Annotated in this window: 16 protein-coding genes; 4 read left to right on the top strand and 12 right to left on the bottom strand. The window is 64.6% G+C overall.

Annotated features, from left to right (window positions below; genetic code table 11):
* Positions 1-218: 218 nt before the first annotated feature.
* The 3 genes from E8F06_RS07020 to E8F06_RS07010 are packed head-to-tail and all read right to left on the bottom strand — an operon-like array spanning position 219 to position 2,178.
* Entirely contained in the window at positions 219-452 is a 234-nt protein-coding gene (locus tag E8F06_RS07020; RefSeq protein ID WP_280365582.1) for a zf-HC2 domain-containing protein, read from the bottom strand.
* Positions 446-1,057, bottom strand: coding sequence for an RNA polymerase sigma factor (locus E8F06_RS07015; RefSeq protein WP_280365580.1), 612 nt, complete (start codon positions 1,055-1,057; stop codon positions 446-448). Before E8F06_RS07015 ends, E8F06_RS07020 begins: the two co-directional genes overlap by 7 nt.
* Positions 1,057-2,178: a beta-ketoacyl-ACP synthase III gene (locus E8F06_RS07010; protein ID WP_280365578.1), complete on the bottom strand. Its 1,122-nt coding sequence runs from the start codon at positions 2,176-2,178 to the stop codon at positions 1,057-1,059. The genes E8F06_RS07015 and E8F06_RS07010 overlap by 1 nt, the downstream gene beginning before the upstream one ends.
* Before the next feature lie 492 nt (positions 2,179-2,670).
* Here E8F06_RS07010 and E8F06_RS07005 point away from each other — a divergent pair, with 492 nt between their 5' ends.
* Complete coding sequence (locus tag E8F06_RS07005; RefSeq protein ID WP_280365575.1) at positions 2,671-3,102, top strand: HIT family protein; 432 nt, start codon at positions 2,671-2,673, stop codon at positions 3,100-3,102.
* A 77-nt stretch (positions 3,103-3,179) separates the two neighbouring features.
* Here E8F06_RS07005 and E8F06_RS07000 read toward each other — a convergent pair whose 3' ends face one another.
* The gene (locus E8F06_RS07000) at positions 3,180-4,094 is read right to left on the bottom strand and encodes a LysR family transcriptional regulator (RefSeq protein ID WP_280365573.1); all 915 of its coding nucleotides are present in this window, start codon (positions 4,092-4,094) and stop codon (positions 3,180-3,182) included.
* A gap of 122 nt (positions 4,095-4,216) precedes the next feature.
* Here E8F06_RS07000 and E8F06_RS06995 point away from each other — a divergent pair, with 122 nt between their 5' ends.
* Positions 4,217-4,816, top strand: a complete 600-nt coding sequence (locus tag E8F06_RS06995) for a short chain dehydrogenase (RefSeq protein WP_280365571.1) — start codon at positions 4,217-4,219, stop codon at positions 4,814-4,816.
* Between the two features lie 6 nt (positions 4,817-4,822).
* Here E8F06_RS06995 and E8F06_RS06990 read toward each other — a convergent pair whose 3' ends face one another.
* A complete protein-coding gene (locus E8F06_RS06990) occupies positions 4,823-5,218 on the bottom strand; it encodes a DUF488 domain-containing protein (protein WP_280365568.1) in 396 nt (131 codons plus the stop codon).
* Positions 5,219-5,287: 69 nt separating this feature from the next.
* On the opposite strand from E8F06_RS06990, the gene E8F06_RS06985 reads away from it, so the two are divergent.
* Together E8F06_RS06985 and gap are read left to right on the top strand one after the other, a co-directional pair.
* The gene (locus E8F06_RS06985; protein WP_280365566.1) at positions 5,288-5,959 is read left to right on the top strand and encodes a hypothetical protein; all 672 of its coding nucleotides are present in this window, start codon (positions 5,288-5,290) and stop codon (positions 5,957-5,959) included.
* Between the two features lie 96 nt (positions 5,960-6,055).
* Positions 6,056-7,054, top strand: a complete 999-nt coding sequence (gene gap / locus E8F06_RS06980; RefSeq protein ID WP_280365564.1) for a type I glyceraldehyde-3-phosphate dehydrogenase — start codon at positions 6,056-6,058, stop codon at positions 7,052-7,054.
* Between the two features lie 106 nt (positions 7,055-7,160).
* On the opposite strand, the gene E8F06_RS06975 is transcribed toward gap, so the two are convergent.
* The 7 genes from E8F06_RS06975 to E8F06_RS06945 all read right to left on the bottom strand — a co-directional run bounded on the left by E8F06_RS06975 (position 7,161) and on the right by E8F06_RS06945 (position 13,872).
* Positions 7,161-8,066: a DMT family transporter gene (locus E8F06_RS06975; protein ID WP_280365561.1), complete on the bottom strand. Its 906-nt coding sequence runs from the start codon at positions 8,064-8,066 to the stop codon at positions 7,161-7,163.
* Positions 8,067-8,150: 84 nt separating this feature from the next.
* Positions 8,151-8,498 carry a Na+/H+ antiporter subunit G gene (locus tag E8F06_RS06970; RefSeq protein WP_280365559.1) on the bottom strand — a complete coding sequence of 116 codons (348 nt, stop codon included), beginning with the start codon at positions 8,496-8,498 and terminating at the stop codon, positions 8,151-8,153.
* The gene (locus E8F06_RS06965; RefSeq protein WP_280365557.1) at positions 8,495-8,764 is read right to left on the bottom strand and encodes a K+/H+ antiporter subunit F; all 270 of its coding nucleotides are present in this window, start codon (positions 8,762-8,764) and stop codon (positions 8,495-8,497) included. Before E8F06_RS06965 ends, E8F06_RS06970 begins: the two co-directional genes overlap by 4 nt.
* On the bottom strand, positions 8,749-9,249 hold the full coding sequence (locus E8F06_RS06960) for a Na+/H+ antiporter subunit E (RefSeq protein WP_280365554.1): 501 nt from the start codon (positions 9,247-9,249) through the stop codon (positions 8,749-8,751). The genes E8F06_RS06965 and E8F06_RS06960 overlap by 16 nt, the downstream gene beginning before the upstream one ends.
* Entirely contained in the window at positions 9,246-10,745 is a 1,500-nt protein-coding gene (locus E8F06_RS06955; protein WP_280365551.1) for a monovalent cation/H+ antiporter subunit D, read from the bottom strand. The genes E8F06_RS06960 and E8F06_RS06955 overlap by 4 nt, the downstream gene beginning before the upstream one ends.
* Positions 10,742-11,077, bottom strand: a complete 336-nt coding sequence (locus E8F06_RS06950; protein ID WP_280365549.1) for a Na+/H+ antiporter subunit C — start codon at positions 11,075-11,077, stop codon at positions 10,742-10,744. The genes E8F06_RS06955 and E8F06_RS06950 overlap by 4 nt, the downstream gene beginning before the upstream one ends.
* Complete coding sequence (locus tag E8F06_RS06945; RefSeq protein WP_280365546.1) at positions 11,077-13,872, bottom strand: monovalent cation/H+ antiporter subunit A; 2,796 nt, start codon at positions 13,870-13,872, stop codon at positions 11,077-11,079. Before E8F06_RS06945 ends, E8F06_RS06950 begins: the two co-directional genes overlap by 1 nt.
* Positions 13,873-14,027: the final 155 nt, after the last annotated feature.

Raw genomic sequence — 14,027 nt, 5'->3', positions numbered from 1 at the left:
TGGGGAATCTTGGCGGCGGGTTATTTCAGCTCAGTTGCTTCTATATAAATATTTTGTGACAACGGAACTTTTTTACTCCGATTTTTCATAAGCAACGAACCGCTCTGGAACGCGGCTTTCAGCCGATTCCCAGGGCTTTTTCGAGCGAAAATGAAGTGAAGGCGTCGACTTGCGAATTTGACGATTCGCGTCTACCGATAGGTCGGAGGATCGTTGCGCTAGAGGGATTCGCGGCGCTTCTGCGCCAGGCGCGCGGCCAGGTCGTCAACTTCGGCGCCCTGACTATCCGGCATGAAACGGACGACGGCCTGGGTCAGCTTCATCTGCTTGATGAAACGCCTGCAGTTGCGGCAGAGCATGAGGTGGCGGCGCATGGCCATGCGCTCGCGAAAGCTCAGTTCGCCGTCGAGGAGATCGCTGGAGCGGGCAACCAGTTCCTTGCACGTCAGCATTGGCCTGTCTCCTCGAAATGTTCCAGCGTGGCGAACAGCTTCAGGCGGCCGCGATGCAGCAGTACCCGGACATTGGAGAGCGAGATCTCCAACAAATTACAGATTTCCTCCAACTCCAGCCCCTGGCGCTCCCGCAGCAGCACCACACCGCGCTGCATCTCCGAAAGACTCAGCAGGGTCTTTTCCAGGCATTCGCGCAGTTCATCTTCGGTGAGCAGGGCTTCCGGCGAGTCCTCGTGCCAGGCCGGCACTCTCGCGGCCCAGTGGCCGTCTTCGGCGAAGCGGGCGTCATCCACAGAGCCGTGGGGAGCGGGAAGATCGTCCAGCAGCACCTCGCGACGGTTCTGCTTGAGTCGGCTTCGGGCGGCATTGGCGACGATGGTGAGGAGCCAGGTCTTGAGGCTGGAACGCTGCTGGAAGCCGTCCAGGTTGCGCACCACGGCCAGCCAGGCGTCCTGCACCACTTCATCTGCGTAACGCTGGCCGACGATGGCGTAGGCCACCGCGCGCATGGCGCTCTGGTAGGCGCCGATGAGATCGCGAAAAGCCCCCTGTTCCCCGGCCAGCAGCCGGGGTAGCAGGTCAGCATCGGCCGGGTGGCTCATCAGCGCTTGCGCAGAATCACGCTGCCGATGGAGTAGCCGGCACCGAAGGAGCTGAGCACGCCCAGCGCACCGCTGGGCAGGTCGTCCTGGTGCTTGTGGAAGGCGATCACGGAACCGGCAGAGCTGGTGTTGGCGTAGGTGTCGAGGATCACCGGCGCCTCGTCGGCTTCGGCGTCACGACCCAGCAGCTTGCGGGCGATCAGCAGGTTCATGTTGAGGTTCGCCTGATGCAGCCAGAAGCGCTTCACGTCGGCGACGTTGAGCTTGTTCTCTTCCAGGTGGGTGGCGATCAGCTCGGCGACCATCGGGCAGACGTCCTTGAATACCTTGCGGCCTTCCTGGACGAACAGCTTGTCGCGAGCGCCCACGCCCTCTTCCGCCGCGCGGTTGAGGAAACCGAAGTTGTTGCGGATGTTGTTGGAGAACTGGGTCAGCAGCTTGGTGCCGACCACGTCGAACTGGTGTTTGGAGGTCGCCTGGTCAGCGCGTTCGATGACCACGGCGGTGGCGGCATCGCCGAAGATGAAGTGGCTGTCGCGATCGCGGAAGTTCAGGTGGCCGGTGCAGATTTCCGGGTTGACCATCAGGATGGCGCGGGCCTGGCCGGTCTGCACTGCGTTGGTGGCGGCCTGGATGCCGAAGGTGGCCGAGGAGCAGGCGACGTTCATGTCGTAGCCGAAGCCGTTGATGCCCAGGGCCGCCTGGACTTCGATGGCCACCGCCGGATAGGCGCGTTGCAGGTTGGAGCAGGCGACGATCACGCCGTCTATGTCGGCCGGGGTCTTGCCGGCGCGTTCCAGGGCCTGCTTGGCCGCGCCCACGGCCATCTCGCAGAGGATGCCCCACTCGTCATTGGAGCGCTCGGGGATGCGCGGGGCCATGCGCTTGGGATCGAGGATGCCGTCCTTGTCGACCACGAAGCGGCTCTTGATGCCGGATGCCTTCTCGATGAAGGCCACGCTGGATTCGGCCAGCGCTTCGATTTCGCCACGCTCGATGGCGCCGGCATTTTCCGCGTTGAAGGCCTGTACATAGGCATTGAAGGACGCCACCAGCTCCTCGTTGGAGATGCTGTTGGTCGGGGTATACAGGCCGGTGCCACTGATCACGACGTTGTGCACGGTCGATCCTCTCGATACTGGGCCGCTCGCTCGAACGGCCGGTTCAGGCAGTCAGCCGCCAGCCGAAGGGGCCAGCAGCGGAAAATGGTCATCCCGCCAGGCGGGGTGGGACTGCAAACAGGGGTGGAGGCCATTGCGCGAACATCCTTCGTCGCGCCCCGCTGACGCCTTTCGCGCCGTCGGCGAAATCGCCGGAATCCTCTTCGCGGATGCTCCACTTTCTATACAGATGCGAAGGGTAACGCCAGAAACGACGGCTGGCGACGGGGACTTTCGCCAAAATATGGGGGAAGTGACGCGAACGGATAGTCAGTTTGCGACCTTCAGGTGACAAAGCGTAGTAAGGCTTCTCGAAGACGGGACAACCGGTATCGGGAGGCCATGGCCAGGAGAGGGACGACCTGTGAGGTCTGAAAGACGGGCCTGGGGTTTTCCGGTGCGGCGCCGGGCGTTAAGGTGCACGGCCCCACTTCGGCAAATGGAGAGCCTTCGATGAGCCTGCATGGCACCTATGATCCGCAGAACGTCTTCGCCCAGATCATTCGCGGCGAGGCCCCCTGCTACAAACTCTACGAAGACGATGACGTACTCGCCTTCCTCGACATCTTCCCGCAGTCCTTCGGCCACACCCTGGTCATCCCCAAACGCTCCGCCGCGCGCAACATCCTGGACATCGAGGCCGACGCCCTGGCCAAGGTGATGGCCGTGGTGCAGCGCCTGACTCACGTGCTGGTGAAAGAGCTGGAGCCGGCCGGCGTCCAGGTGGCGCAATTCAACGGTGCCCCTGCGGGCCAAACCGTCTTCCACATCCATATGCACATCGTGCCACGCTTCGAGGGAGAGTCGCTGGGCATCCATGCCAGCAAGAAGGCAGACCCGAACGAGCTGCAAGCCCTGCAAGCCCGCCTGTTGAAGCACCTCTGAAGAACCTTGGTGGAAATCCCATGGGGGATTTCCACCCTGCCCGGGCGCCAGCCGGACCGTCTTCCAGCGCTGTCGCCCTACTCCCCTGCCTTGTCCAGCACCCGCCGGCTGCGCTCGAACCACGCCCGCAGGTAGTCCGCCAGCACCTGGGTGCGCCGGGGCAAGCCGCCCTGCCAGGGGTGGACGAGGAACACCGGCGTCTGTCGGGTCTGGTAGTCGCGCAGCAGCCACACCAGACGGCCATCGGCCAATTCGTCGTAGATCATGTAGGACGGCAGCCGCGCGATGCCGGCGCCAGACATGGCCGCCTTTTTCAGCAGGCTGTAGTGATTGCTCGCCAGCGCGCCCGCCACCTTGACCCGTTCCAACTGGTGCTGGCGGTGGTAGAGCCATTCTTCGAAACCGCTGTAGTGAGTGTTCAGCAGGCACTGGTGCCGGGCGAGGTCCGTCGGCTGTAGCGGTTCGCCATGCTCGGCGAGGTAGGCCGGCGTGGCGCAGGTGATTTCCTGTAGCGAGAAGAGCGGCCGGGCCACCAGGCGATCGTCAATGTCCATGCCGGAGCGGATGGCCAGGTCGAAGCCCTCGGCTACCAGGTCGCGGTAGCCATTGTGCAGGTCCAGCTCGATGCGGATCTGCTGGTACTGCCGGGTGAAGTCCAGCAGCAGTGCATCGAAAAAGGTTTCACCCAGCGACACGGGGACCGTCAGGCGCACGCAGCCGGCCAGATCTTCCTGCAGCCGCCGAACCGACTGCCTGGCCCGCTCGGCCTGGGCGGCCAGTGCCTGGGCCTCCGGCAGTAGCGCGGCGCCAGCGGCGGTCAGGTCCAGGCGGCGGGTGGTGCGGTGCAGCAGTGCGGCTCCGAGGCCCTGTTCCAGCAGGCGAATGCGCTTGGACAATTGCCCCTTGCTGCAACCGAGGCGGTCGGCCGCGGAGGTAAAGCTGCCGGCTTCCATCAGCACCGCGAAGGCTGCCAGATCGTCCATTTCGCTCATGGGAACCACCACCCTATTGTTTCCATTTGAAAACCAAAGTTTTCCAATTAGCCAGATTATCGACCACAGAGCGCACTCTACACTGAACCCGTCTTCCCTTCCCCCACACAGGAGCCAGTCCCATGAAAATCATCCTCGTCGGTGCCAGCGGCACCATCGGCAAAGCCATCGAACAGGAACTCAAGGAGCGTCACGAGATCATTCGCGTCGGCTTCAGCAGCGGCGACTTGCAGGCGGACATCACCGACCCGGCGTCGATCCGCGCGCTGTTCGAAAAGACCGGCCCCTTCGATGCGCTGATCAGCGCCGCCGGCAAGGTGCACTTCGGTGCCCTGGCGGAAATGGGTGAAGCGGAATTCGCCGTTGGCCTGAAGGACAAGCTGATGGGCCAGGTGAACCTGGTGCTGATCGGCCGCGAGTTCGCCAACGACGGCGCCTCCTTCACCCTCACTTCCGGGGTGCTGAGCCACGACCCGATCCGCTTCGGCGCCTCCGCCAGCATGGTCAACGGTGCCATCGACTCCTTCGTACGCAGCGCAGCGCTCGAACTGCCGCGCGGCATGCGCATCAACAGCGTCAGCCCGACGGTGGTCGAGGAAGCACTGCCGGCCTACGGCCCCTACTTCCGCGGCTACAAGGCGGTGCCAGCGGCTGACGCGGCGCTGGCCTATGCAAAGAGTGCCGAAGGTGCGCAGACCGGGCAGGTCTATCGGGTCTGGTAAGGCGCGCTACAGCTCGCCGGCGTAACACACCGGCGAGCTGGGAGGGCCGTAGCGTTCCAGTTCTTCTTCGAGGAACTCAGCCAGGACTACCGCGTTGTTGTGCACTTCGTCCTTCGCGGCGTAGAGCAGCGTCAGATTGCCCTTGCGGGCCATCTCCAGCAGCCCCTGCCAATGCTCGGGATGCGCCGTCAGTTCGGCGCGGTAGAGCAGGCGGAATTCATCGAACAGCGCCGGATCGTGGCAGAACTGCTTGCGCAGGGTGTCCGACGGCGCCACTACCTTCGGCCAGTCCGCCAGGCCCAGTGACTCCTTGCTACAACCACGCGGCCACAAGCGATCCACCAGCACCCGCTGGCCATCGGTAGACTGCGCCGCTTCATACACTCGCTTGTACTGGATCATCTGCCCTCTCCACCCTTGAGCCTGGCGCCTCGCACCGGTAACGTGGCCGCTCCCTGAAGGAGACCCATGATGCGCTTCGCCCGCCCCCTGCTGTTCAGCCTCTTGCCACTCTTCGGCGCCTGCCAGATGTTCGCCGAAAAGGCCCCTGCGCCCACCACCAACCTGGTGCGCCTGCAAGGTGAGCTGAGCGTAGACGCAGGCCAGGTGATGTTCAGCCCCTGTGGCGAGAAACGCCGCTTCACCTTGGCGGACACCGGCGCCACCGGCCTGTTGCCGGAGGCGGCCAACCTCTCGGCAGATGGTCCCGGCACGCTGTTCGCCGACATCCGCGCCAGCATGGGACCGACCAGCGTCAAAGGCGCCGATGGCCAGCTGGACCTGCAGACCCTCTATCGCCTGCAACGCGAAGGCCACGGCTGCCAGGACATCAACTTCAAGCGCCTGCTGCTGCGCGCTAGCGGCAATGAGCCGAACTGGAGCGTCAGCGTCAGCGAAAAGGGCCTGAAACTCGACCGTCCCGGCCAGCCCTCCCTTGCCCTGCCTTATATGGAAGAGCAGTTGCCGGACGGGCGCTTCAACCTGTCCAGCGAAGCCAACGGCCAACGTCTGGAACTGTGGGTAGCGCCGCAGCGCTGCGTGGACGGCATGAGCGGCACCGTCCAGCACCTTACCGCCGAGCTGCGCATGGATGGCAAGGTGCAGCGTGGCTGCGCTTCGTTCGGCGGCGCCCGCAACGACTGATTCACCGGCAGCGACCAAGCCTCAAGTTACAACCTGAGGCGCCCTTCCCGCCCTTCGCCACTAAGCTGAGTGAAGGACCAACGGAAGGAGAACACCATGCTGCGTATCGCCCTGAACGGATACGGGCGCATCGGTCGCGCCCTGGTACGTGCGCTGTTCGAGCGGGGACTCGATCAGCGCCTGCGCATCGAAGCCATCAATGACCTCGGCGACTTCGAATCCCTGGCGCACCTGACCCGCTTCGACTCCACCTTCGGCCGCTTTCCCGGCCATGTCGCACTGCATGACGACCACTTGCAAGTAAACAACCAGACCATCCGCCTGCTGCGCGAACGCGATCCGGTGAACCTGCCCTGGGCCCAGTTGGGTGTGGACCTGGTGCTGGAGTGCTCGGGCAAGATGAAGAAGCGCCCCCAGGTGGAACAGCACCTGACTGCGGGTGCGCCCCGGGTACTGCTGTCGCACCCGCTGGACTCCGCCGACCTGACGGTGGTGTACGGGGTCAATCATGAGCAATTGGGTAACCAGCAGATCGTGTCCAACGCATCCTGCACCACCAACTGCCTGGCGCCGCTGGCCATGCTGCTGCATCGCTCGGTCGGCATCCGCAGCGGCCTGGTGACCACGGTGCACGCCTACACCAACGACCAGAACCTGCTCGACAAGAGCCACAGCGACCTCTATCGCGCACGCGCCGCAGCCGTCTCGATGATTCCCACCAGCACGGGCGCGGCCAAGGCCATCGGCCTGGTGCTACCTGAACTGGCCGGCCGCCTGGATGGCTTGGCGGTGCGGGTGCCGACGCCGAACGTATCGCTGCTGGACCTTTCCTTCATCGCCGAGCGGCCGGCCAGCCGTGATGCGCTCAACGCCGCCCTCGAAGCCGGCGCCCGCGACCTGCCGCCAGGGGTGATGGAGTGCAATGCATTGCCGCTGGTATCCAGCGACTTCAACGGCCACCCGGTCTCCTGCGTCGTCGACCTCAACCACACCCGCGTGCAGGGCGAACTGGTGAAGGCACTGGCCTGGTACGACAACGAATGGGCGTTCGCCAACCGGATGCTGGATGTGGTGCTGGCCTGGACGGCGCCTTAATCAGCCTGCCAGTGAGATAGGGTGGCCCGACGCGAACCATTCGGCCGGCGGGCCGGAATGTCTTCGGGCGTGGCGCAGCAAATGGCAGCGGGGCCGGTCATGGTGATCAATCCAGTACGCCGGCCGGCACCGGGGCGGAGCTTTTCCATTGGCTCAGCGCCACCCCGACGAAGACCAGGCCGGCGGCGAGCAGTTGCACGCCGGCCAGACGCTCACCGAGCAATCCCCAGGCGAAGATCAGGGTGAACACCGGTATCAGGTTGATGAAGCCGGTTGCCTGGCTCGCCGGGAGCCGCGACACGCCGAAGTTGTAGAGACCGTAAGCCCCTACCGTGACGACGGTGCCGAGGTAGATCATCGCGCCGATGCCCAGCGCACTGACCGACTCCGGCACGGGCGATGTGATCGAGGCGAGTGGCAGGAAGAAGATGCTGCCGATGAAGGCCTGCATGGCGGTCAGGAAGAAGGCCGAGTAGCGCGACGACAGATGCTTGAGCAGCAGCGTGTAGCCGGTGGCGCAGAGCATGGCGAGGAACTCGTAGAAGTTACCCAGCAGCGGTTGCGGTGCGTGGCCGTCAGACTCGCTGGCCAGGCTCAGCCACACCGCTCCGACTACCGCGAGGAGGAAGCCAGCCATCGTGCCGCGGGTGATTCGCTCGTGCAGCAATGCATAGGCGCCCACCGCCACCAGCAGCGGCAGGAGTGCGGTGATCATGCCGGCTTGGGAGGCGCTGGTGTGCTGCAGCGCCAGGGCTTCGAAGATGAAGTAGAGACAGGGCTCGCAGGCAGCGAGGCCCAGTAGGTATTTCCAGTCGCCGGGGCGGTAGTCGAGTGTGCCGCGCCAGCGCCAGGCGGCCAGGAAGATCAGGCTGCCCAGGGCCATACGGGCGAAGATCACCCAATGCGGGGCGACCTCCTGAAAGGCCAGCTTGAGGGCGATGAAGGAGCTGCCCCACAGCGCCATCGCCAGCACCAGGCAGGCAACCGCCACCAGTCGTCCTTGCTGCGCCATGGGTCACCTCCGGGGGAAAGTCGCCAGTCTAGGCGGCCATCCACGGGGCCAGACAGGCACAGCAAAGGGGAAAAACTGTAGCGTTCACTGGTTCCAGGGTTTGCCGCGGGTGCGCTGGTCCAGGGGCAGCTGCTGCAACACCGCTGCCTTGGCCAGCATGTAGGCGCTGACCGGGGCGCTGATGAACAGAAACAGGCTGATCAGCAGTTCATGCAGGCTGAGACCATCGGCATCGGCGGAAAAGAACACCAGCGAGGCAATCACCACGCTGCCCACACCAAGGGTGGTGGCCTTGGTCGGGCCGTGCAGGCGCATGAAGAAATCCGGCAAGCGGTACAGGCCGATGGCGCCGATCAGCACGAAGGAGCTGCCAAGGATCAGCAGCGCCGAAACGAGGACTTCCGCCCAAGGGGTCAGGGAAACGCCGGTCATTCGATGATGTCTCCACGCAGCATGTACTTGGCCACCGCCACGGTGCTGACGAAGCCCAGCACCGCGATCAGCAACGCCACTTCGAAGAACAGATCGCTGCCCTTCCAGATGCCGTAGAGCACCAGCATGGCGATGGCGTTGATATAGAGGGTGTCCAGCGCCAGCACGCGGTCTGGCAGGCAAGGCCCCTTGACCAGGCGGGCCAGGGCCAGCAACAGCGCCAGGCCAAGCATGGCCAGGCAGAGGGGAATCACGTAGGCGAGCACGGGAAAATCTCCTTGAGCGGCGCCTCGTAGCGCGACTTGATCTCGGCCACCATGGCGGCCTTGTCCGGCACGTCCAGGCCATGCACCAGCAGGGTCCGGCGGTCGGCGCTGAGGTCGGCGGCCAGGGACCCGGGCGTCAGGGACACAACGCTGACCAACACGCTGATGGCCAGTTCGTTATCCAGGTCGATGGGCACCTCGACGAAAGCCGGACGCAGTGCCTCGACGCGTCCCAGGGTCAGCCGCGCCACCTGGAAGTTGGCCACCAGCACATCCCACACGACCATCAGCAGGAAACGCATCAGCTTGAGCGGATGCCAGCGCTTGGGCCGCTCGATCAGCAGGGGCTTGAAGCAGAACGGAATCACCCAGCCGAGGAAGGCACCCAGCAGCCATTGGCCGACGGCGAAGGAGTCCACCAGCAGCAGCCACACGAACAGCAGCAGCAGGCTTTCGGCGGGATGGGGGAAGAGCTTTCGCATCATGCGCCGGCCCCCTCGATAATCGCGCGATACAGGTTCTGGTCATGCAATTGCGCGGCGCTGGCCTGGGCGTAGTCCAGCAGCGGCTGGGCGAAAACCACGAGCACCAGGCTGCCGGCCAACAGCATCAAAGTGGCGAACAGGCGGCCACCATCCAGTTCGGCGCTGCCGAGCACCTGGTGGCCGGTGCGCCAGAACAGGGTGCTGCCGGCACGGCTCAGGGCCACCAGGCTGACGAAGCCGCCGATCAGCAACACGCTCCACAGCGGCAACGCCCCGGCACCGGGCGGAACCGCCTGGAGCAGCAGCAGCTTGGCGAAAAAGCCCGACAGCGGTGGCAGGCCGGCAACGGCAATGGCACCAAAGAAGAAGGCCGCGCCGAGGACACCCGGATTCTGCAAAGCCGGTCCCTGCACCAGATGGCCGCCCTTGTCGCCACGCTGCCGGCTGACCAGGTCGGCAAGCAGGAACAGCGCGCCGGCTACCCAGGTGCTGTGCAGCAGGTAGAAGAGCGCCGCGCCCTGAGCCTCGGGAGTCCCCAGGGCGATGGCCGCCAGCAGGGTGCCGGCGGAAACCACCACCAGATAAGCCAGCAATCCCTGCAGGGTGGTGGCCGCCAGGGCACCCAGCGCGCCGAGGATCACGGTGGCCAAGGCCAGCGGCCAGAGCCAGGGCTGTGCCAGGTTGGCCAGCTCGCCAGCCTCGGGACCGAAGACCAGGCTGTAGACCCGCAGGATGGAGTAGATGCCCACCTTGGTCATGATCGCGAACAGCGCGGCAACCGGCGCACTGGCGGCGGCATAGGCGCGCGGCAGCCAGAAATACAAGGGCAGCAGCGCCGCCTTGAGGGCGAATACCAGCAGCAGCACCAGCCCAGCGGCAGCCAGCACCGGAGCATTCTCCGGCCCGGCGGCGGCTACCTGACGTGCCATGTCCGCCATGTTCAGGGTGCCGGTGATTCCGTAGAGCGTACCCACCCCAATCAGGAACAGCGCCGAACCCGCGAGGTTGAGGATCACGTAGTGCATGCCCGCCTTCACCCGCTCGCCGCCACCACCGTGCATCAACAGGGAATAGGAAGCGATCAGCAGGATCTCGAAGAACACGAAAAGATTGAACAGGTCCCCGGTCAGGAAGGCGCCGTTGATGCCCAGCAACTGGAACTGGAACAGCGCGTGGAAACGCAGGCCGATGCGATCGTCGCCACGAATCGAATAAAGCACTGCGGCGCAGGCCAGCACGGCGGTCGCCAACAGCATCAGCCCGGCCAGGCGATCCAGCATCAGCACGATGCCGAATGGCGGTTGCCAGCCGCCCAGGGCATAAACGCGCAACTGGCCATCGCCGGCCTGCTGCATCAACAGCAGCGCCACGGGCACCAGCGCCAGGGTGGCGAGAACCGAGAGACTGCGCTTCAGTCGTTCGTTGGACGGCAGCACCAGCAGCAGGGCGCCAGTGAACAGGGGTATCAGGATCGGCAGGAGCGTCAGGTGGATCATGGCGCCGACTCCTCGTCGGTATGGCCGTCGACATGATCGCTGTTCAGGTCGCCGACGCCGCGCAGGGCCAGCACCACCACGAAGGCGGTCATGGCGAAGCCGATGACGATGGCGGTCAGCACCAGTGCCTGGGGCACCGGGTCGGCATATTGCACGTCACGCCCGAGCACGGCGGCCTCGCCAGTCAGGCGGCCCATGGCGAAAAGGAACAGGTTCACGGCGTAGGACAGCAAGGTCAGGCCCAGCACCACAGGGAAGGTCCGCCCACGCAGCAGCAGGTAGACACCGCTGGCGGTGAGCAGGCCGAGGGTCACGGCGAACAGCGCCTCCATCAGTGAATCTCCTTGCTCGCAGCCGGGGCCAGGCTCAGTCGTCCCAGGTTGACCAGGATCAGCAGCGTCGAGCCGACCACAGCCAGGTAGACACCGAGGTCGAACAGCATGGCGGTGGCCAGTTCGAATTCGCCCACCAGCGGCCATTCCACATGGCCGAAGGCAGAGGTGAGGAAATTGTGGCCGAAGGCCAGGCTGCCAAGGCCGGTAAGGCCCGCGATGACCACCCCGGCACCGGCGAGGCGCTGGTAGTTCAGCGCCAGGCGCTGCTCCACCCAGGCGATGCCGCTGGCGATGTACTGCAGCACCAGTGCCACGGAGGTGATGAGGCCGGCGATGAACCCACCTCCGGGCAGGTTGTGCCCGCGCAGGAAGATGAATACCGAGATCAGCAGCGCCAGCGGCAGCATCAGGCGCGACAGGGTTTCAAGAATCAGCGGGTGCTTGGCATGAGCCCAGTTGTGGCCCTGGGGATCGCAGGTGGGATTGGCCAGGCGCAGGCCGGAAAGCATCGCGTAGATGCCTACGGCGGCGATGGTCAGGACGGTGATCTCACCCAGGGTATCGAAGCCACGGAAGTCCACCAGAATCACGTTGACCACGTTGGTGCCACCGCCACCGGAAATGGCGTTGGCGAGGAAGAAATCGGCAATGCCTTCGTAAGGGCGGGTCAGCACGGCGTAGGCCAGCAGCGCCACCATCACACCCACGGCGCTGGCCAGGATGAAGTCGCGAAGGCCGCGCAGGCTGGAGCTCTCGCTCGGCGTACGGTAAGGCAGGTAGTAGAGCGCCAGCATCAGCAGCACCAAGGTCACCACTTCCACCACCAACTGGGTCAGGGCCAGGTCCGGGGCGGAAAAGCGGGCGAAGGCCAGGGCCACCAGCAGGCCGCCGACACCGAGGATCATCAGGGAAATCAGCCGCTGGCGATGGAAGATCGCCGTCAGCACGCCGGAAAGCGCCAGCACCAGCATGCCCAGGGTGGTGATGCCGTCCAGCGGAGTCAGCGGACGCGAGCCGGCAATCTGCGGCAGCGGCGCCAGGGACAGCGCCACGAACAGCATGGCGCTGCCCAGCAGCAGGGCCAGATAGCGTTGCAGGGAACCATTCTCCAGACGCCCGGTGATCCAGCGGGCAGCCATCACGGCACGTTGTACTTGCTGCTCGAACACCTCCTTGGCATCGGTGTCGGGCAGGCCGGCGTACCAACTGAACAACGGCTTGCGCAGCACATAGAGCAGCAGCCCCCCGACCAGGGCCACCAGGCTCATGGCCAGCGGCGTATTGAAACCGTGCCATATAGCCAGGCTGTATTCCGGCAACACGCCACCCAGGCTGGCAGCGGCAGCAGTCGCGAGCAGCGGCGCCACGGTGAAGGCAGGGAACATGCCGACCAGCAAGCAGAGGAACACCAGGATTTCCACCGGCACCTTCATGTAGCGCGGCGGCTCGTGGGGCGGGAACTTGGGCAGGACAGCCGGTTCGCCATTGAAGAACACGTCATGGACGAAGCGCAGGGAATAGGCCACCGAGAACATCCCGGCCAGTGTCGCCGCCGCCGGCACCACCCAGCTGAAGCTGCCGAGGAGGTCCTGCTGCAGGGTCTCGCCGAAGAACATTTCCTTGCTCAGGAACCCGTTTAGCAATGGCACCCCGGCCATGGCCAGGGACGCCACCATGGCCAGCACCGCCGTATGCGGCATGTACTTCCACATCCCGTTGATCAGCCGCATGTCGCGGCTGCCGGTCTCGTGGTCGATGATCCCGGCGGCCATGAAGAGCGAGGCCTTGAAGGTGGCGTGGTTGATGATGTGGAACACCGCAGCCACGTTGGATAACTGCGAATCCAGTCCGAACAGCAGGGTGATCAGGCCCAGGTGGCTGATGGTCGAGTAGGCCAACAGCCCCTTGAGGTCGTGCTGGAACAGCGCCATGCCGGCGCCGATCAGCAGGGTCGCCAGGCCGCTCAGGCTGACCAGGTAGAACCACAGGTCAGAGCCGGACAGGGCCGGATAGAGTCGCGCCAGCAGAAACACACCGGCCTTCACCATGGTGGCCGAGTGCAGGTAGGCGGACACCGGGGTCGGCGCCGCCATGGCATGGGGCAGCCAGAAGTGGAAAGGGAATTGCGCGGACTTGGTGAACACGCCCAGCAGCACCAGCACCAGTGCTACCGGATAGAGGCTGTGCGCGCGGATCTGCTCACCTGCGGCGAGTACCTGGGTCAGCTCGAAGCTGCCGGCGATGTGCCCGACCAGCAGCACGCCGGCGAACAGCGCAAGACCTCCGCCGCCGGTGACCGTCAGTGCCATGCGCGCGCCCTTGCGTGCGTCGGAGCGATAGCCCCAGAAGCCGATCAACAGGAACGAAGACAGACTGGTCAGCTCCCAGAACACCAGCATCAGCAGCAGGTTCTCCGACAGCACAACGCCGAGCATCGCCCCCATGAACAGCAACAGGAACGCGAAGAAGCGCCCCATGGGCTCTTCGTCCGACAGGTAGTAGCGGGCGTAGAGAATGACCAGCAGGCCGATGCCGAGAATCAGCAGCGCGAACAGGTAGCCCAGGCCATCGAGGCGCAGGCTGAAACTCAGGCCGAAGCCCGGTAACCAGGGCTGGATGTATGTCAGGGTATGACCGGCGAAGACGCTATCGGTCTGGGCCAGCAGGAGGATGAGGCCAGTGAGTGGCACCAACGCGGCGGCACCCGCGCAAACGGAACGGCCATGGCGCTCGGCCAGCGGCGGAAGAAGCGCCCCGAGAAAGGGCAGCGCAACAATGAGCGCCAGGATCATCCATATCTCCCCTAGGTCAGCGCCATTTCCTCCCCAGTGTCGGAAACGGCAAGCGAAAAACCCGACGATTATCCATTACTATCGATTCACATCGATAGATTGAATTATTTCAAAACACGAGTAAGGCCGGAGAACGCCCAGCCCAGAAGGCGACA

The sequence above is a fragment of the Pseudomonas sp. BN411 genome (genome assembly GCF_029871235.1).
GTDB lineage: Bacteria > Pseudomonadota > Gammaproteobacteria > Pseudomonadales > Pseudomonadaceae > Metapseudomonas.
This window is presented reverse-complemented; position numbering and strand designations above follow the sequence as displayed.

What these genes read in the sequence shown, in the direction of transcription:
- E8F06_RS06970 (WP_280365559.1), bottom strand. Translation starts at nt 8,498, where the DNA reads ATGACCGGCGTTTCCCTGACCCCTTGGGCGGAAGTCCTCGTTTCGGCG.
- E8F06_RS06985 (WP_280365566.1), top strand. Translation starts at nt 5,288, where the DNA reads ATGCGCTTCGCCCGCCCCCTGCTGTTCAGCCTCTTGCCACTCTTCGGC.
- E8F06_RS06995 (WP_280365571.1), top strand. Translation starts at nt 4,217, where the DNA reads ATGAAAATCATCCTCGTCGGTGCCAGCGGCACCATCGGCAAAGCCATC.
- gap (WP_280365564.1), top strand. Translation starts at nt 6,056, where the DNA reads ATGCTGCGTATCGCCCTGAACGGATACGGGCGCATCGGTCGCGCCCTG.
- E8F06_RS06945 (WP_280365546.1), bottom strand. Translation starts at nt 13,872, where the DNA reads ATGATCCTGGCGCTCATTGTTGCGCTGCCCTTTCTCGGGGCGCTTCTT.
- E8F06_RS07005 (WP_280365575.1), top strand. Translation starts at nt 2,671, where the DNA reads ATGAGCCTGCATGGCACCTATGATCCGCAGAACGTCTTCGCCCAGATC.
- E8F06_RS06960 (WP_280365554.1), bottom strand. Translation starts at nt 9,249, where the DNA reads ATGATGCGAAAGCTCTTCCCCCATCCCGCCGAAAGCCTGCTGCTGCTG.
- E8F06_RS07015 (WP_280365580.1), bottom strand. Translation starts at nt 1,057, where the DNA reads ATGAGCCACCCGGCCGATGCTGACCTGCTACCCCGGCTGCTGGCCGGG.
- E8F06_RS07000 (WP_280365573.1), bottom strand. Translation starts at nt 4,094, where the DNA reads ATGAGCGAAATGGACGATCTGGCAGCCTTCGCGGTGCTGATGGAAGCC.
- E8F06_RS07020 (WP_280365582.1), bottom strand. Translation starts at nt 452, where the DNA reads ATGCTGACGTGCAAGGAACTGGTTGCCCGCTCCAGCGATCTCCTCGAC.
- E8F06_RS06975 (WP_280365561.1), bottom strand. Translation starts at nt 8,066, where the DNA reads ATGGCGCAGCAAGGACGACTGGTGGCGGTTGCCTGCCTGGTGCTGGCG.
- E8F06_RS06955 (WP_280365551.1), bottom strand. Translation starts at nt 10,745, where the DNA reads ATGATCCACCTGACGCTCCTGCCGATCCTGATACCCCTGTTCACTGGC.
- E8F06_RS06990 (WP_280365568.1), bottom strand. Translation starts at nt 5,218, where the DNA reads ATGATCCAGTACAAGCGAGTGTATGAAGCGGCGCAGTCTACCGATGGC.
- E8F06_RS06950 (WP_280365549.1), bottom strand. Translation starts at nt 11,077, where the DNA reads ATGGAGGCGCTGTTCGCCGTGACCCTCGGCCTGCTCACCGCCAGCGGT.